Raw genomic sequence first — 16,649 nt, forward strand, 5'->3', positions numbered from 1 at the left:
CGCGGTGAGAGATAGGTCTCAGAAGCCCTGATCGTCTTTGAAATTCCGTCGGTTCCCTGCCTACGGTCGTGATCGCTCGCCATCGCGGGCCCCGGCTGCCGCAACGCCGAATCCTGCCAGCGGCCGCCCGGGAACAGTCGTCGCGTCACGCGCCGCAGGCAGGAGCGGGGGAACCAAGGTAGGCGCCGCGCCGGGCAGTTGAGCCGGGGCGGCTAGGGGTGGAGCCGAGTCCCGCGAGGGACCCGGCCGGGCAACTCAACCGGCCCGAACCCGACAGCTCACCTCGCAGGCGTCGGTGAGGGGATCGATCCATGCTGTTTTCCGGCAAGGGCAAGCACCGTCGTCCGTCCAAGGCCACCCGCGCCCTCGCGCTCGCCGGTGTCACCGGCGCCGCCGTCGCCGCCCCGCTGATGGCGGCCGGCAACGCCTCCGCCGCCACCGCCTCCGAGTGGGACGCGGTCGCCCAGTGCGAGTCCGGCGGCAACTGGTCCATCAACACCGGCAACGGCTACTACGGCGGTCTGCAGTTCTCCGCCTCCACCTGGGCCGCGTACGGCGGCACGCAGTACGCCGCCACCGCCGACCAGGCCAGCAAGGAGCAGCAGATCGCGATCGCCGAGAAGGTGCTCGCGGGCCAGGGCAAGGGTGCCTGGCCGGTCTGCGGCACGGGCCTGTCGGGCGCCGCGTACACCGGTGGCGGCGCGGCGGCCGGCTCGTCGAGCGGCTCGGACACCGGTTCCGGCGGCTCGGCCGGTTCCTCCGCGGGCTCCACCGCGGGCTCCTCGGCCGGCTCGTCGGCGGCCCAGCCCGAGACCACGACCCGCTCCACCGAGCAGAAGGCCTCCCGCTCCGAGGAGCGCCCGGCCGCCTCCCAGAAGACCGTCACCACCCCGACCGGCGAGAAGGTCCAGAAGGGCGACGGCGAGTACAAGGTCGTCGAGGGCGACACCCTCAGCACCATCGCCGAGAAGCACGACGTCAAGGGCGGCTGGGAGAAGCTGTTCCAGCTGAACGAGGACATCGTCGAGGACGCCGACCTCATCTACCCGGGCCAGCAGCTGCACCTGAAGTAAGGCGCGGCGTCCGGCCCGTCCGGCCCCCTCGCGGCCACCCGCCCCGGTGCGTATCCCCCGTACGCGCCGGGGCGGGCTTTTTTCACCCCGTGTTACCGGCCCGTACGGGGAGACATATTTGTTCCGTTCGGAAACAATTTACTCTCGGTTCTGCCCAACGGGTGGGTGACCGGCTGGCCGATCGCCCGGAGCCGGTTAGGCTCGTCCCGCAGAGCCACACGGTTTCTCTGGCAGAACCGCCGCGGTCCTGCCCACCCGCGTCACATCCAAGAAGGAGATGCTCGTGCCGTCCATCGACGTCGTCGTAGCCCGGGAAATCCTGGACTCCCGAGGCAACCCCACGGTCGAGGTCGAGGTCGGCCTCGACGACGGCAGCACGGGTCGTGCCGCCGTTCCGTCCGGCGCCTCGACCGGCGCCTTCGAGGCCATCGAGCTGCGCGACGGCGACACCAACCGCTACCAGGGCAAGGGCGTCGAGAAGGCCGTCCTGGCCGTCATCGAGCAGATCGGCCCGGAGCTGGTCGGCTACGACGCCACCGAGCAGCGCCTGATCGACCAGGCCATGTTCGACCTGGACGCCACCGACAACAAGGGCTCCCTGGGCGCCAACGCCATCCTGGGTGTCTCCCTCGCCGTCGCCCACGCCGCCTCCGAGGCCAGCGACCTGCCGCTCTTCCGCTACCTGGGCGGCCCCAACGCGCACCTGCTGCCGGTGCCGATGATGAACATCCTGAACGGCGGCGCGCACGCCGACTCCAACGTGGACATCCAGGAGTTCATGATCGCCCCGATCGGCGCGGAGTCCTTCTCCGAGGCCCTGCGCTGGGGCGCCGAGGTCTACCACACCCTGAAGAAGGTCCTGAAGAACAAGGGCCTGTCCACCGGCCTCGGCGACGAGGGCGGCTTCGCCCCGAACCTGGACTCCAACCGTGCCGCCCTCGACCTGATCATCGAGGCCATCAAGGAGGCCGGCTACACCCCCGGCGAGCAGGTCGCCCTGGCCCTGGACGTGGCCGCCACCGAGTTCTACAAGGACGGCGTGTACGTCTTCGAGGGCAAGGAGCGCACGGCCGAGGAGATGACGGAGTACTACGCGGAGCTGGTCGACGCCTACCCGCTGGTCTCCATCGAGGACCCGCTGAACGAGGAGGACTGGGAGGGCTGGAAGACCATCACCGCCAAGCTCGGTGACAAGGTCCAGCTCGTCGGCGACGACCTGTTCGTCACCAACCCCGAGCGCCTCCAGCGCGGCATCGACGAGGGCGCCGGCAACGCCCTGCTGGTCAAGGTCAACCAGATCGGCTCGCTGACCGAGACCCTCGACGCCGTCGAGCTGGCCCAGCGCAACGGCTACAAGTGCATGATGTCCCACCGCTCCGGCGAGACCGAGGACGTCACCATCGCCGACCTGGCCGTCGCCACCAACTGCGGCCAGATCAAGACCGGCGCCCCGGCCCGCTCCGAGCGCGTCGCCAAGTACAACCAGCTGCTGCGCATCGAGGAGATCCTCGACGACGCCGCGGTGTACGCCGGCCGCAGCGCCTTCCCGCGCTTCAAGGGCTGAGCCACCGCCTCGTAGGAAGCGTCGGACGTACGTCCCCGTACCCGGTCCCGTACCGTGTGCGGGGACGTACGCACGTAGGACGGTGAAACGGGAGGCCGGGGACATGGCGGTGAAGGACCGGGACCGATTCTCCACCGCGACCCGGATCCGGCTGCTCGGCGAGCAGACGGCGGCCCGGGTCTACCGCTCGCAGACCAAGCGCCAGGCCCGCCGCTCCCGGCTGACCGGCCGGGCCGCGCTGCTGGCGATGGTCGTCTGCTCCCTCGTCGTGGCGCTCGCCTACCCCATAAGGCAGTACGTCGCCCAGCGCGGGGAGATCGCCGACCTCCGCCGGCAGAAGCAGCAGACCCAGGAACGCGTCGAACGCCTGCGCGACGAAAAGGCGCGCTGGCAGGATGACGCGTACGCGGAGCAGCAGATTCGGCGGCGGCTGCACTACGTGATGCCGGGCGAGACGGGGTACATCGTCGTCGACCCCGGCGCGGGCAAGCAGTCCCGCACCGACCTGGGGGCCGCCGACCGCCCCTGGTACCGGAACGTCTGGGACGGGGTGGACACCGCCGACGCCGCCGGCCGGTGACCGCGTCCCCGGGACACACGCGTCCCGGACAGCACGCGTCCCCGGACGGCACGTATCCCGGGACAGCACGTATCCACGGACAGAAAGACAGCCTGAAGACAGCCATGGAAACCCCTCCGCCGCCCACCCCGCGCACCGAGCCCACCGACGCGGACGTAGCGGCCTTCAAGCAGCAGCTCGGGCGGCCGCCGCGCGGACTGCGCGCCATCGCCCACCGCTGCCCGTGCGGGCAGCCGGACGTCGTGGAGACGGCACCGCGGCTGCCCGACGGCACGCCCTTCCCCACGCTGTACTACCTGACGTGCCCGCGCGCCAACTCGGCCATCGGCACGCTGGAGGCCGAGGGCGTGATGAAGGAGATGACCGAGCGGCTGGGGACCGACCCGGAGCTGGCCGCCGCCTACCGCGCCGCCCACGAGGACTACATCCGGCGCCGCGACGAGATCGAGGAGCTGAGGAACTTCCCGAGCGCGGGCGGCATGCCCGACCGGGTCAAGTGCCTGCACGTGCTGGTCGCCCACTCGCTGGCGGCCGGGCCGGGCGTCAACCCGCTCGGCGACGAGGCGCTCGCGATGCTGCCTCAGTGGTGGCGCAAGGGACCGTGCGTGACGGCTCCCGGAACCTGTGGGGAGGACGAGAAGTGACCCGTGTCGCCGCCGTCGACTGCGGTACGAACTCCATCCGGCTCCTGGTCGCCGACGCCGATCCGGCCACCGGCGAACTCGTCGACCTGGACCGGCGCATGACCATCGTCCGTCTGGGCCAGGGCGTCGACCGCACCGGCCGGCTCGCCCCCGAGGCGCTGGAGCGGACCTTCGCCGCCTGCCGTGAGTACGCGGAGATCGTCAAGGGGCACGGCGCCGAGCGGCTGCGGTTCGTGGCCACCTCCGCCTCCCGCGACGCCTCCAACCGCGACGACTTCGTCCGCGGCGTGCTGGACATCCTCGGCGTCGAACCCGAGGTGATCACCGGCGACCAGGAGGCCGAGTTCTCCTTCACCGGTGCCACCAAGGAGCTCGCGGGGCGCGCCGACCTGCACCGCCCCTTCCTGGTGGTGGACATCGGCGGCGGCTCCACCGAGTTCGTCGTCGGCGACGACCACGTCCGCGCGGCCCGCTCCGTCGACGTCGGCTGCGTCCGCATGACCGAGCGGCACCTGCTGCGCGACGGCGCGGTCACCGACCCGCCCACCGAGGAGCAGATCGCCGCCATGCGCGCCGACATCGAGGCGGCCCTCGACCTCGCCGAGCGGACGGTCCCGCTGCGCGAGGCCCGCACGCTGGTCGGCCTGGCCGGCTCGGTGACGTCGGTGTCGGCCATCGCCCAGGAGCTCCCGGAGTACGACTCCACCGCCATCCACCACTCCCGCGTCACCCTCGACCGGGTCCGGGAGATCACCGGCCACCTGCTCCGCTCCAGCCACGCCGAGCGCGCCGCGATCCCGTCCCTGCACCCGGGCCGCGTCGACGTGATCGGGGCCGGCGCCCTCGTACTGCTGTCCGTCATGGAGCGGATCGGAGCGCGGGAGGTCGTGGTGAGCGAGCACGACATCCTCGACGGGATCGCCTGGTCGGTGGCGTAAGCCGCGCCCGCCACGGTGCCGCCCCGCCCGGCCGGGGCGGCTCCCTCAGTGCTCGGCCGACGGGCCCGTCGGGTCGGGCGGTACGGCGCAGCCACCGCCGGACTTTTCGGAACTTCCGGAAGCCATGGCTCTCGGCGGCCGGTACGGCGTCTCCGTGACGGTGACCGCCATCAGCGCCAGATCGTCCGCGAGGACACCCCCGGCGTGCCGGTGCACCAGGCGCGCCACGGTGTCCACCACGGTCGGCGGCCCCTGGCGCCAGCAGCCGCCCAGCCCCTCCTCGGGGGTGAAGAAGACGCCGTCGGCGTCCCGCGCCTCCAGCAGGCCGTCCGTGCACATCAGCAGCAGATCGCCGGGGGCGAAGGGCCGCGAGTCGTACGTCCAGGGGCCCGGGTCCAGCTCGCCGAGCCCCAGCGGAAGCCCGGGGTCGGCCGGCTCCCACGAACGGGTGCCCTCGGCGCCGGCCAGGAACGCGGGACAGTGGCCCCGGCTGATCAGGCGCACCTCGCCCCCGCCGGGCGGGAACTCGGCGATGGCCGCCGTGACGAACTGCTCGCTCCGGGTGCCGTCCCGGTCCCGTACGGCGGCCAGGTCCCGGGTGTGCCGGGTGACCGCCTCGTCGAGGTGCCGGGCCAGCATCGACAGGGTCTCGGTGTGGTGCGCCGCCTCGCGGAAGCTGCCCACCAGGGCGGCCACGCCGGGGATCGCGTCGAGGCCCTTGCCGCGCACATCGCCGATGAGCAGCCGTACGCCGTACGGGGTCTCCTCGGCCGCGTACAGGTCGCCGCCCACGGCGGCCGCGTCCGAGGCGGCCTCGTACCGCACGGCGATCCAGGTGCTGCCGAGCCAGGCCCGCACCGGCGGCAGCACCGCGCGCTGCGCGGACTCGGCGATCTGCCGGGCGCCCCGCAGCCGCCGGTGCAGCCACATCCGCAGCAGGCACAGCGGCACGGAGGCCCAGGCCAGCAGGAGCAGGGCGAAGTAGTCGACGACGGCGTGCCCGCCGTCGGACTCCAGATGCCCGGCGAACAGCAGGAGCAGACCGGCCGCGCTGTTGAGCAGCGCGGTCAGGACCACCGGGCGCGGGGCGAGGACGCAGGCGGCGCTCATCGCGCTGAGGACCAGGAAGACGTCGCCGCTGAAGGCGCCGGGCGTCGGCAGGTCGACGGCGAGGGCGAGCGCCACCAGCGCCAGGGGCAGCCACCGCGCCCAGTGGGGCAGCGGAAGGTTCTCCGGATCCGCGGCGTGGGAGACCAGTCCCGTCGTACGGCGGTGCGGACTCATGCCATCCCTTTCCCGAGCTGCCGACGCGGCACGTCCTCACTCCTCGAAGCCTCGCCGAACCCGGCACAAGGGGCAAAAGTACTCGCGGTGACGGGCTCGGGCGCCGTTCCGGAGGTGAGCCTTCCGGGCTGGTCAGGCGACGCGTGAGTACGGGCGCCGGGCGCAGGGGCGGCCGGCCGGCCGCGGTCCGCGAGAAAGTTCGTGAAGTTCTTCACAAGGAATTGGGCCCGGCCGGACGACCCGGGCGGTTCCGTTGACCCTTTTGGGGGCTCAACTGCCCTTTGAACACGTTCAGGAGAGCGCTGCGCGCACAGTCCGGGAGGGGCCGTTGTGAGGGTGGCCCGGATGGCCCGACGGGCCTGAAGGGCAGCTCACGCGCCGTTGACAACGAGCTCCCCTACACGGTGGTTCCCCTCCCGCGCCATGATCTCCGTCACGTGGGCGGCGGAGTGTAACACAGCCCCCGTCGGAGCTTGTGAAGGGGCGCACGAGGAACCCCCCGGGAGCGGGTGGATACTCGATGCCATGAGCACCACGGAGCGTCCCAGGATCCTCGTAGTAGGCGGTGGGTACGTAGGCCTGTACGCAGCTCGGCGCATCCTGAAGAAGATGCGTTACGGAGAGGCGACCGTCACCGTCGTCGACCCCCGGTCGTACATGACCTACCAGCCCTTCCTCCCCGAAGCCGCCGCCGGCAACATCTCCCCGCGGCACGTCGTCGTCCCCCTGCGGCGCGTGCTTCCCAAGGCGGAGGTCCTCACCGGCCGGGTCACCACCATCGACCAGGACCGCAAGGTCGCCACGATCGCCCCGCTGGTCGGCGAGGCGTACGAGCTGCCCTTCGACTACCTGGTCATCGCCATGGGCGCGGTCTCCCGCACCTTCCCGATCCCCGGCCTCGCCGAGCAGGGCATCGGCATGAAGGGCGTCGAGGAGGCCATCGGCCTGCGCAACCACGTGCTGGAGCAGCTGGACAAGGCCGACTCCACCACGGACGAGGAGATCCGCCGCAAGGCGCTCACCTTCGTCTTCATCGGCGGCGGCTTCGCCGGCGCCGAGACCGTCGGCGAGGTCGAGGACATGGTCCGCGACGCGGCCAAGTACTACAAGAACGTGTCCCGTGAGGACATGCGCTTCATCCTCGTCGACGCCGCCGACAAGATCCTCCCCGAGGTCGGCCCGAAGCTCGGCAAGTACGGCAAGGAGCACCTCGAGGGCCGCGGCGTCGAGGTCTACCTGTCCACCTCCATGGAGTCCTGCGTCGACGGCCACGTGGTGCTGAAGAACGGCCTCGAGGTCGACTCCAACACCATCGTGTGGACGGCGGGCGTCAAGCCCAACCCGGCCCTGTCCCGCTTCGGCCTTCCGCTGGGTCCCCGCGGTCACGTCGACTGCGAGCCGACGCTCCAGGTCAAGGGCATGGACTACGTCTGGGCCGCGGGCGACAACGCCCAGGTGCCCGACCTCGTCGGCCGCAAGAACGGCAACCCGAACGCCTGGTGCCCGCCCAACGCCCAGCACGCGCTGCGCCAGGCCCGGGTCCTCGGTGACAACGTCCTCTCCGGCATGCGGGGCTTCCCGCAGAAGGAGTACAGCCACGCCAACAAGGGCGCGGTGGCGGGTCTCGGCCTGCACAAGGGCGTCGCGATGATCGTCATGGGCAAGATGAAGATCAAGCTCAAGGGCCGTCTCGCCTGGTACATGCACCGCGGCTACCACGGCATGGCGATGCCGACCTGGAACCGCAAGATCCGGGTCTTCGCCGACTGGACGCTCGGCATGTTCCTCAAGCGCGAGGTCGTCTCGCTCGGCGCGATCGAGTCCCCGCGCGAGGAGTTCTACGAGGCCGCCAAGCCCGCCCCCGCCCCGGTCGCCGCCAAGACCGAGGAGAAGGCCAAGGCCTCCTGACCGCACGGTCACCGGACGTGCCGCCGGCCCGCTGACGGCACGTCACCCCTCGACAGCCCGAAGGGGCCGCCCGCCATCCGTGGTGCGGGCGGCCCCTTCGGCGTCCGCGCCACCGGGCGGCCTCCCGCCGCGGGATCGGCCGTCGCCCGCCCTGCCGCCGCCCGCCCTGGTGGCCGTCGCCCGGTCTCGCGGCCGGGTCCCGGTCCGTGCGCGGCCGGATGAAGGTGGCGTCTGCACCTGCTTTTTTCCCGGCCATGACCCGGATGCGGGACTGCGCCGCGCCCGCGCAGGTGTTTACGTGGTGTCGCAACATTCCGGGATCGCCCGTCACGGAGGTGTACGCCATGGCCGACGCCGCGCCGCGGCTGAAGGGGCTCGTCGAGCAAGTGCTGGGAACGCCGCTTCCGGTGCGCATCCGCGCCTGGGACGGCTCGCAGGCGGGCCCGCCGGGCGCGCCGGTGCTGGTGGTACGCAACCGCCGCGCCCTGCGCCGGCTGCTGTGGAAGCCGGGCGAACTGGGCCTGGCCCGCGCCTGGGTGGCCGGTGAGCTGGAGATCGAGGGGGACCTGTACACCGCCCTCGACCTGCTCTCGGGCCTGATCTGGGAGCGCGGGGAGGACGCCCGGGGCCTCGGCCAGGCACTGCGCGACCCCGCGGTCCGGTCCGCCGTACGCGGGCTGGTGCGGCTCGCCGGACCGGCGCTGCCGCCCGCGCCGCCCCGCGAGGAGGTCCGCCGGGTCCGCGGCCATCTGCACACCCGGCGCAGCGACCGGCGGGCCGTCAGCCACCACTACGACGTCGGCAACGACTTCTACGAACTCGTCCTCGGGCCCTCCATGGTGTACTCCTGTGCCTACTGGCGGGCCCCGGAGTCCGAGGGCGGCACCCTGGAGGACGCCCAGCGCGACAAGCTCGAACTCGTCTGCCGCAAGCTCGCCCTGAAGCCCGGTCAGCGCCTGCTCGACGTCGGCTGTGGCTGGGGCTCCATGGCCATCCACGCGGCCCGCGAGCACGGCGTGAGCGTCGTCGGGGTCACCCTGTCGCAGGAGCAGGCCGCGTACGCCCGCAAGCGCGTCGCCGACGCGGGGCTCACCGACCGGGTGGAGATCCGGGTCCAGGACTACCGGGACGTCGCCGACGGGCCCTACGACGCGATCTCCTCCATCGGCATGGCCGAGCACGTCGGCGCCGAACGGTACCTGGAGTACGCCCAGGACCTGTACGCGCTGCTGAAGCCGGGCGGGCGGCTGCTGAACCACCAGATCGCCCGGCGCCCGGAGAGAGACGAGTCCGCCTACCGGGTGGACGAGTTCATCGACGCCTACGTCTTCCCCGACGGCGAGCTCGCGCCCGTCGGCACCACCGTCACCCAGCTGGAGCGCGCCGGTTTCGAGGTGCGCGACGTGGAGTCGATCCGCGAGCACTACGCCCTCACCCTGCGCCGCTGGGTCGCCAACCTGGAGGCCCACTGGGCGCGCGCCGTGCGGCTCACCGGCCCGGGCCGGGCCCGCGTCTGGCGCCTGTACATGGCCGCCTCCGCGCTGGCCTTCGAGCGCAACCGCATCGGCGTCAACCAGGTCCTGGCCGTGAGGACCCCGGAGCCGGGTGACTCCGGGATGCCGCTGCGGTCCCGCACCTGGACCGGCTGAACGGGCCGGGGCCGGCCGCCGTACGGGTCCGTCCCACCGGAGCACCGGTGGGACGGACCCGTCGCCGCGGCGGTGCGATCTACTCCGCCTTGATCGCCTGGAGCATGTTCAGCCGGGCCGCGCGCCGCGCCGGCCACAGGGCCGCCAGGACGCCCACGGCCGCCGCCAGCAGCAGGAAGACGGCCATCCGGCCCCACGGCAGGACCAGTTCGTACGTCGCCAGCGACGTGCCGAGCAGCTGGCCGGCCGCCCAGCCGAAGAACACGCCCAGCCCGATGCCGAGCACGCCGCCGAACAGGGAGATCACCAGCGACTCCAGCCGGACCATCCGCTTGATGCCCCGGCGGTCCAGGCCGATCGCCCGCAGCATCCCGATCTCCTGGGAGCGCTCGAAGACCGACATGGCCAGGGTGTTGACGACACCGAGCACGGCCACGATCACCGCCATGGCCAGCAGGCCGTAGAGCATGTTCAGCATCAGCGTGAACATCTGGGCGATCTCGTCGGAGAGGTCCTTCTTGTCCTGGACCTTGATGGCCGGGTTGCTGCCCAGCGCCTTCTCCAGCCGGTCCTTCATCGTGTCGGAGGCGCCGCCGGAGGTCTTGACCATCACCTGCATGTCGGCCGGCTCGCTCTGGTGCGGGGCGAGGGTCGCGGTGTCGATCATGATGCCGCGCATCATCTCGTTGCCCTCGTAGACGCCCGCGACCGTCAGCTTCTGCTTGCGGCCGTCCTCGTAGGCGACGGTGAAGGCGGAGCCGGCCTGCCAGCCGTGCCGCTCGGCGGTGCCGTCGTCGACGGTCACCCGGGTGCCGTCCACCGTGAAGGAGCCGTCGTCCAGCTTCAGCTCGGTCAGCTCGCCGATGGTCGAGCCGTCGACGCCGGTGAGGTACTCGGTCTCGCCGCCGATGCGGGAGGGCGAGTTGCGCAGCGGACTGGTGGCGGTGACGTCACCGGTCCGCTTCAGCTTCTGCTCGACGTCCGGCGACAGCAGGTTGCCGTTGGCCATGGAGACCACGTAGTCCGCCTCGATCGCGGACGCCGCCATCTTGTCGATCGACTTCTGAAGGCTGCCCGCCACCACGGTCATGCCGGTGATGAGGGTGAGTCCGATCATCAGCGCGGAGGCGGTGGCGGCCGTACGGCGCGGGTTGCGCACCGAGTTCTGCCGGGCCAGCTTCCCGGAGACGCCGAACAGGCGCAGCACGGGGGAGGCGGCGGCGATCAGCGGGCGGGACAGCAGCGGGGTCAGAACGAACACGCCGATGATCAGGAGTACGGCGCCCAGGCCCATGGGGGCCTGTCCGTCGGTGCCGTCCATCGTCGTGGCCGCCAGCACCACCGCCACGCCCGCGGCCGAGAACAGCGAGCCCAGCGTGTTGCGCAGCACCAGCGACTTGCCCGACGCCTTGGCGTGCACGCTGTTCATCGCCGCCACCGGCGGGATCTTCGCCGCCCGGCGGCCCGGCAGCCAGGCCGCCAGCATGGTGACCAGGACGCCCACCGCGAACGCCGAGACGACCGTGCCGGGGGAGACCACCAGCGGCCCGTCGGGCACGGTCGCGCCGAACGAGCCCATCAGGGAACGCAGCCCCGCCCCGATGCCGATACCGGCGGCCAGGCCGGCCACGGCGGCGGCCATACCCACCACGAACGCCTCGATCAGCACCGACCGGGTGACCTGGCGGCGGGAGGCGCCGACCGCGCGCAGCAGCGCCAGCTCCTTGGTGCGCTGGGCGACCAGCATGGTGAAGGTGTTGGCGATGATGAAGGTGCCGACGAACAGCGCGATGCCGGCGAAGACCAGCAGGCTCTGCCGCATGCCGCTCATCGACGAGGCGATCGTCTCCGCCTGGTCCTCGGCGAGCCGCTCGCCGGTGGTGGTCTCGACGAGGTCCGCCGGCAGCGCCCGGTCCAGCCGGTCCTTGAGCGCGGTCTGGGTGACGCCCGGCCCGGCCTCGACGGCGATCTCGTCGTACGTGCCCGGCTTGCCGAACAGCCGCTGCGCGGTCGCCGTGTCGAAGAGGGTGAGGCTGCCGCCGGCCGCGACATTGCCGTCGTCGGTGGTGAAGACGCCGGTCACGGTGGGGGTCAGGACGGGGCCGTCGACGGACAGGCGCACGGTGTCGCCGACGCGGTAGCCGGTGCGCTCGGCCGTCTTCGCGTCGATGAGGATCTCCCCGGGACCCTTCGGGGCGTGGCCGCTGACCAGCGGGTAGCGGGGGTCCTCGGTGCCCCAGTAGTTGCCGCCCAGGGTGCTGAAGCCGTTGCCGATCAGCTTGCCGTCCCGGTCGGCGACGGCGGTGAAGCCGCCGACGACGCCGATCGCGGAGGCGGCGCCGGGCACCCGCGCGCTCTTGTCCAGGACCGCCTGGGTCAGCTCGGGCCGCCGCCCGACCTTGTCGCCCTCGGCGCCCTGGTACTTCGGCTGCACGGCGACGTCGACATGGCCGAAGCCCTTGGCGGAGCTCTTCTGCAGGGCGCCGGAGATGGTGTTGGTGAAGACCAGGGTGCCCGACACGAACGCCACGCCGAGCATCACGGCGAGCACGGTCATCAGCAGCCTGGCCTTGTGCGCGAGTACGTTGCGCAAGGCGGTACGGAACATGGGGGTCGTCTCAGTCCAGGAGGTACGGGGAGTGGGGGGGCGGGGCGGCGGGCGGGCGCGGCGCGTCAGCTGGTGCGGCCCTTGGCGTCGAACCGCTTCATGCGGTCCAGCACCGCGTCGGCCGTCGGGCCGTACAGCTCGTCGACGATGCGGCCGTCCGCCAGGAAGACCACCCGGTCCGCGTAGGCCGCGGCCACCGGGTCGTGGGTGACCATCACGACGGTCTGGCCCAGCTCCCGCACGGAGTTGCGCAGAAAGCCCAGCACCTCGGCGCCGGAGCGCGAGTCGAGGTTCCCGGTCGGCTCGTCACCGAAGATGATCTCGGGCTTGGAGGCCAGCGCCCGGGCCACGGCGACCCGCTGCTGCTGGCCGCCGGAGAGCTGGGCGGGCCGGTGGCTCAGCCGGCCCGACAGGCCGACCATCTCGATCACGGTGTCAAGCCACTGCCGGTCCGGCTTGCGGCCCGCGATGTCCATCGGAAGGGTGATGTTCTCCAGGGCCGTCAGCGTCGGCAGCAGGTTGAACGCCTGGAAGATGAAGCCGATCTTGTCCCGGCGCAACGTGGTGAGCTGCTTGTCCTTCAGGGAGCCCAGCTCGGTGTCGCCGAGGCGCACCGACCCCGAGGAGAAGGTGTCGAGGCCGGCCACACAGTGCATCAGCGTGGACTTGCCGGAGCCCGACGGCCCCATGATCGCCGTGAACTCCGCCTGCCGGAACTCCACGGAGACCCGGTCGAGGGCGACCACCTGGGTCTCGCCCTCGCCGTAGATCTTCGACAGCTCCGTGGCACGTGCGGCCACGGCGGTGGACCGGCCGGCGAGGGGGGCGGTGGTCATGGGAAGGCGCTCCTGTCGGGACGACGGTGTTCTCGGGGACGTGATCCATCGTCCCGGCCGCGCGGGCCGGTGGAGTCAGCCGCTGTTCCGGTTCCGGGGGGAGACTTCGGTCGGACCGGGCGAGGCCATGTCATACCTGGGGATGACGGGCGACCCTGAGACGCCGGCGCTGGTGCGGAACGCATGGATCCGTCATGTCGAGACGGTGAAATTCCGTCATTCCGCATGCGCGGCCGAGCTTCGCACGCAAGGCTGTTGGCAAGTGCGGATGGCCTGTTCGGCTGACTGATGCTTCCTCAGACATCAATAAAATAAGACAACATCGGTCCGCCCGCCCGCTGTTCGGGGGATGCATCCCGATAGGCTCGGAGTCTCGACGCGGAGCCCATGGCCTGCCCGGATGGTGGAATGCAGACACGGCGAGCTTAAACCTCGCTGCCCCTTCGCGGGCGTGCCGGTTCGAGTCCGGCTCCGGGCACCTCCGCTCGCACGGCGCCTGTCCAGGAGAACGACCTCTCGGGGCCGTTCTCCGATCTTTCGTGTGGCGCCCATCGGCACACGCGCTCCTACCCCGCCCTCCCCCGCCCATGCGCAGGAGCTGAGGAACAAGGACGGGATGGTCGTCCGCGTAGGCGAGGACGGCGACGAATCCCGGATCCCCGCCGTGGCGGTCCAGGCGCTCGCCGAATGAGGTGACGGCGTAGTCCGGCAGGTGCAGCAGGGGCGCGCGCACTTCGGTGTAGACGTCCAGCAAGGTCGCCGCGGACGTCCTGAGCGTGGTGTACGCGCGCGGTTCGATGGCGGGTGCCGTGGTCGTGCGCTGGCCTTCCAGGCGGCCGTGTGCTCGGTCCGGGTGCCGCACGGTCCGGTTGCCGGGCACGGTGGCCCGGAGCGCCGCACCGGACTCTGGCAGCGTGCGGGATGCCCCCGCGGGTTGGGCACGTCCACCGCACTCGACGCCGACCTGCGCCAATCGTCGTACCGCAGCGTTCACAGGCGGGCCGCGCGGACCGCGCCGCCGCCGGTCCGCCCGCCCGCCGCCCCCCAGGACTTCGCCGCCCACCCATTGACAGCGGGCCCGCGCGGCCGGAAACTCACGTCAGCAGTCAGTGAAGGAAATTTCACCACGCGAACAAGCGGGCGGGCGGTCGGACGCGCCGCGCCGCCGTCCTCGACGCCCCGCCCACCGGCAACGACGCCAACTGAAGGGAACGACCGATGCGCACCACCGTCGGCATCATCGGAGCCGGCCCCGCCGGCCTGCTGCTCGCCCGGCTCCTCCACAACGCCGGCATCGACTCGGTCGTCCTGGAGAGCCGCGACCGCGCCTACGTCGAGCGGCGCCAGCGGGCCGGCATCCTGGAGCAGGGCACCGTGGACGTGTTGCGGGCGGCCGGTGCCGGGGAGCGGATGGACCGCGAGGGGCTGCGCCACGACGGCATCGAGCTGCGGTTCGACCGCACCCGTCACCGCGTCGACTTCCCCGCGCTGACCGGCGGCAAATCCGTGATGGTCTACGCCCAGACCGAGGTCTGCAAGGACCTCATCGCCCTCCAGCTCAAGGAGGGCGGCCCGCTGCTGTTCGAGGCGGAGGCGCTGGCCGTCGAGGGCGCCGGCACCGACAGCCCGCGGATCCGCTTCCGGCACCAGGGCGCCGAGGACGTCCTGGAGTGCGACTACGTCGTCGGCTGCGACGGCTTCTGGGGCGTGGCCCGCCAGGCGATCCCGGCCGAGCTGAGCCGTACGTTCGAACGGACGTACCCCTTCGGCTGGCTCGGCATCCTCGCCGACGTCGCCCCCTCCCACGACGAGCTGGTCTACGCCCGCCACGACCGCGGCTTCGCCCTGCTCTCCATGCGCTCCCCGTCCGTCTCCCGCCTCTACCTCCAGGTGCCCGAGGGCACGGACGCCGAGACCTGGGGCGACGAGGAGATCTGGGACGAGCTGGAGCGCCGCTTCGAGACCGCCGACGACTGGCGGCTGGAGCGCGGCCCGATCACCCAGAAGTCCGTCACCCCCATGCGCTCCTTCGTCCACGAGCCCATGCGTCACGGACGCCTCTTCCTCGCCGGCGACGCCGCGCACATCGTGCCGCCCACCGGCGCCAAGGGGCTGAACCTCGCCGTCGGCGACGTCGTGACCTTCGCCCGGGCCCTGGTCCACCAGCGCGAGACCGGCTCCGCCGAGCTCCTCGACGCCTACTCGGCCACCTGCCTGCGCCGGGTCTGGCAGGCCGAGCGGTTCTCCTACGACATGACGACCCTCCTGCACCGCGCGCCCGACGCCACCCCCTTCGAGGACCGGCTCCAGGTGGCACGCCTGACGCGCATCACCGCCTCCCGGGCCGCCGAGACCGACCTCGCCGAGGCGTACACCGGCTTTCCGATCGGGTGAGCCGGGCGCCCGGGGGCATGGCCCCCTGCCGTGAGGGGAATCACGGACCCGCGTAGCGTGTTGCGCAGCACCATGAGGGAAAGATCCTCCCCAAGCACTAGGGTCAATCCTTTGCCTACCTATTACTCTTGAGCCAAGGCCATGCTGTGTGGCCATGGAGGAGTGAAATGAGGAGCAGAAACCCGGTCTTCTCGCGACGGGGGTTCAGCCGCGACAACGGCTACGCGGGCTTCAACGCCGCGCCGCAGGCCGGGGGACCCGCCGTCGCCACGCAGGGGAACCCGTACGCGCAGGGCAATCCGTACGCCCAGCCGGCCGGCGACCCCTACGCGCAGAACCCGTATGCGCAGAACCCGTACGCCCAGCAGGACGTGCAGTACGGCGCTCCCCAGGCGCCGGCCGCCACCGGCCGGATGACGATGGACGACGTCGTGGTGCGGACGGCGAGCACGCTCGGCGTCCTGATCGTCACGGCCGCGCTCTCCTGGGCGCTGCTGCCCGTCGACGACGCCCACATCAGCCGGTCCTACGGCATCGGCATCGGTGCCGCGCTGATCGGCATGGTCCTGGCGTTCGTCCAGTCCTTCAAGCGCAAGGCCTCGCCGGCGCTGATCCTGACGTACGCGGCGTTCGAGGGCGTCTTCCTCGGCGTCGTCTCCAGCGTCGTCGACAACCGCATCGCCAGCGGCGCGGCCATGCAGGCGGTCCTCGGCACGATGGCGGTCTTCGCCGCCGTGCTGGTCGCCTACAAGGCGGGCTGGATCCGCGTCAACCGCCGCTTCGTCGGCTTCGTGATGGCCGCGTCGCTCGGCTTCGTGCTGCTGATGCTGGTGAACCTGCTGTTCGCCGTGTTCGGCGGCGGTGACGGCCTCGGCTTCCGCAGCGGCGCCCTCGGTGTCGTCTTCGGCGTCATCGGTGTGCTGCTCGGCGCCTGCTTCCTCGCCCTGGACTTCAAGCAGGTCGAGGACGGCGTCGCCTACGGCGCCCCCCGTGAGGAGGCGTGGCTGGCCGCCTTCGGCCTGACGCTGACGCTGGTGTGGATCTACCTGGAGTTCCTGCGCCTCATCTCGATCCTCAACAGCAACGACTAGCACCCGCGCGAGCACCTCGCTCACACAGGCGTGCGAAAGGGCCCCGGACATCCGGGGCCCTTCGTCGTGTCCGAAGCCAC

At 71.7% G+C, this 16,649-nt stretch carries 12 protein-coding genes, 1 tRNA gene, 1 pseudogene and 1 riboswitch; of the genes and pseudogenes, 10 read left to right on the forward strand and 4 right to left on the reverse strand.

What is annotated here, in order from left to right; genetic code table 11:
• Positions 1-140: 140 nt before the first annotated feature.
• Positions 141-307: riboswitch (cyclic di-AMP (ydaO/yuaA leader) on the forward strand.
• A gap of 4 nt (positions 308-311) precedes the next feature.
• The 5 genes from AB0L74_RS23485 (at position 312) to AB0L74_RS23505 (ending at position 4,799) form a co-directional block, all read left to right on the forward strand.
• Positions 312-1,073, forward strand: coding sequence for a transglycosylase family protein (locus tag AB0L74_RS23485; protein ID WP_365655605.1), 762 nt, complete (start codon positions 312-314; stop codon positions 1,071-1,073).
• A 283-nt stretch (positions 1,074-1,356) separates the two neighbouring features.
• Positions 1,357-2,637, forward strand: coding sequence for a phosphopyruvate hydratase (gene eno, locus AB0L74_RS23490; RefSeq protein ID WP_365655608.1), 1,281 nt, complete (start codon positions 1,357-1,359; stop codon positions 2,635-2,637).
• A gap of 103 nt (positions 2,638-2,740) precedes the next feature.
• Entirely contained in the window at positions 2,741-3,217 is a 477-nt protein-coding gene (locus AB0L74_RS23495; protein ID WP_365655611.1) for a septum formation initiator family protein, read from the forward strand.
• Positions 3,218-3,321: 104 nt separating this feature from the next.
• Entirely contained in the window at positions 3,322-3,861 is a 540-nt protein-coding gene (locus AB0L74_RS23500; protein ID WP_365655614.1) for a DUF501 domain-containing protein, read from the forward strand.
• Positions 3,858-4,799, forward strand: a complete 942-nt coding sequence (locus tag AB0L74_RS23505) for a Ppx/GppA phosphatase family protein (RefSeq protein ID WP_365655617.1) — start codon at positions 3,858-3,860, stop codon at positions 4,797-4,799. The genes AB0L74_RS23500 and AB0L74_RS23505 overlap by 4 nt, the downstream gene beginning before the upstream one ends.
• A gap of 45 nt (positions 4,800-4,844) precedes the next feature.
• Here the strand turns inward: AB0L74_RS23505 and AB0L74_RS23510 are convergent, their stop codons facing one another.
• Positions 4,845-6,083 (reverse strand): PP2C family protein-serine/threonine phosphatase, encoded by a 1,239-nt coding sequence (locus AB0L74_RS23510; RefSeq protein WP_365655620.1) that lies wholly within the window; start codon positions 6,081-6,083, stop codon positions 4,845-4,847.
• Between the two features lie 525 nt (positions 6,084-6,608).
• Between AB0L74_RS23510 and AB0L74_RS23515 the strand changes: the two genes are divergently transcribed.
• Together AB0L74_RS23515 and AB0L74_RS23520 are read left to right on the forward strand one after the other, a co-directional pair.
• On the forward strand, positions 6,609-7,991 hold the full coding sequence (locus tag AB0L74_RS23515; RefSeq protein WP_365655623.1) for an NAD(P)/FAD-dependent oxidoreductase: 1,383 nt from the start codon (positions 6,609-6,611) through the stop codon (positions 7,989-7,991).
• Positions 7,992-8,335: 344 nt separating this feature from the next.
• The gene (locus AB0L74_RS23520; RefSeq protein ID WP_365655627.1) at positions 8,336-9,640 is read left to right on the forward strand and encodes a cyclopropane-fatty-acyl-phospholipid synthase family protein; all 1,305 of its coding nucleotides are present in this window, start codon (positions 8,336-8,338) and stop codon (positions 9,638-9,640) included.
• 79 nt (positions 9,641-9,719) lie between these two features.
• Here AB0L74_RS23520 and AB0L74_RS23525 read toward each other — a convergent pair whose 3' ends face one another.
• Both AB0L74_RS23525 and AB0L74_RS23530 read right to left on the reverse strand, forming a co-directional pair.
• Entirely contained in the window at positions 9,720-12,248 is a 2,529-nt protein-coding gene (locus AB0L74_RS23525; protein WP_365655630.1) for an ABC transporter permease, read from the reverse strand.
• 65 nt (positions 12,249-12,313) lie between these two features.
• Positions 12,314-13,084: an ABC transporter ATP-binding protein gene (locus AB0L74_RS23530; RefSeq protein WP_365655633.1), complete on the reverse strand. Its 771-nt coding sequence runs from the start codon at positions 13,082-13,084 to the stop codon at positions 12,314-12,316.
• A 394-nt stretch (positions 13,085-13,478) separates the two neighbouring features.
• On the opposite strand from AB0L74_RS23530, the gene AB0L74_RS23535 reads away from it, so the two are divergent.
• A tRNA-Leu gene (locus AB0L74_RS23535) sits at positions 13,479-13,562 on the forward strand.
• Between the two features lie 132 nt (positions 13,563-13,694).
• On the opposite strand, the pseudogene AB0L74_RS23540 reads toward AB0L74_RS23535, so the two are convergent.
• A pseudogene (locus AB0L74_RS23540) lies at positions 13,695-13,883 on the reverse strand (GNAT family N-acetyltransferase); the annotation flags it as partial.
• A gap of 419 nt (positions 13,884-14,302) precedes the next feature.
• Between AB0L74_RS23540 and AB0L74_RS23545 the strand changes: the two are divergent.
• Both AB0L74_RS23545 and AB0L74_RS23550 read left to right on the forward strand, forming a co-directional pair.
• Entirely contained in the window at positions 14,303-15,478 is a 1,176-nt protein-coding gene (locus tag AB0L74_RS23545; RefSeq protein ID WP_365655636.1) for a 4-hydroxybenzoate 3-monooxygenase, read from the forward strand.
• A 167-nt stretch (positions 15,479-15,645) separates the two neighbouring features.
• Positions 15,646-16,569 (forward strand): Bax inhibitor-1/YccA family protein, encoded by a 924-nt coding sequence (locus AB0L74_RS23550; protein WP_365655639.1) that lies wholly within the window; start codon positions 15,646-15,648, stop codon positions 16,567-16,569.
• Positions 16,570-16,649: the final 80 nt, after the last annotated feature.

Source organism: Streptomyces sp. NPDC052020 (assembly GCF_040680575.1).
GTDB lineage: Bacteria > Actinomycetota > Actinomycetes > Streptomycetales > Streptomycetaceae > Streptomyces.

What these genes read in the sequence shown, in the direction of transcription:
- AB0L74_RS23530 (WP_365655633.1), bottom strand. Translation starts at nt 13,084, where the DNA reads ATGACCACCGCCCCCCTCGCCGGCCGGTCCACCGCCGTGGCCGCACGT.
- AB0L74_RS23515 (WP_365655623.1), top strand. Translation starts at nt 6,609, where the DNA reads ATGAGCACCACGGAGCGTCCCAGGATCCTCGTAGTAGGCGGTGGGTAC.
- AB0L74_RS23510 (WP_365655620.1), bottom strand. Translation starts at nt 6,083, where the DNA reads ATGAGTCCGCACCGCCGTACGACGGGACTGGTCTCCCACGCCGCGGAT.
- AB0L74_RS23545 (WP_365655636.1), top strand. Translation starts at nt 14,303, where the DNA reads ATGCGCACCACCGTCGGCATCATCGGAGCCGGCCCCGCCGGCCTGCTG.
- AB0L74_RS23485 (WP_365655605.1), top strand. Translation starts at nt 312, where the DNA reads ATGCTGTTTTCCGGCAAGGGCAAGCACCGTCGTCCGTCCAAGGCCACC.
- AB0L74_RS23525 (WP_365655630.1), bottom strand. Translation starts at nt 12,248, where the DNA reads ATGTTCCGTACCGCCTTGCGCAACGTACTCGCGCACAAGGCCAGGCTG.
- AB0L74_RS23520 (WP_365655627.1), top strand. Translation starts at nt 8,336, where the DNA reads ATGGCCGACGCCGCGCCGCGGCTGAAGGGGCTCGTCGAGCAAGTGCTG.
- AB0L74_RS23495 (WP_365655611.1), top strand. Translation starts at nt 2,741, where the DNA reads ATGGCGGTGAAGGACCGGGACCGATTCTCCACCGCGACCCGGATCCGG.
- AB0L74_RS23550 (WP_365655639.1), top strand. Translation starts at nt 15,646, where the DNA reads ATGAGGAGCAGAAACCCGGTCTTCTCGCGACGGGGGTTCAGCCGCGAC.
- AB0L74_RS23500 (WP_365655614.1), top strand. Translation starts at nt 3,322, where the DNA reads ATGGAAACCCCTCCGCCGCCCACCCCGCGCACCGAGCCCACCGACGCG.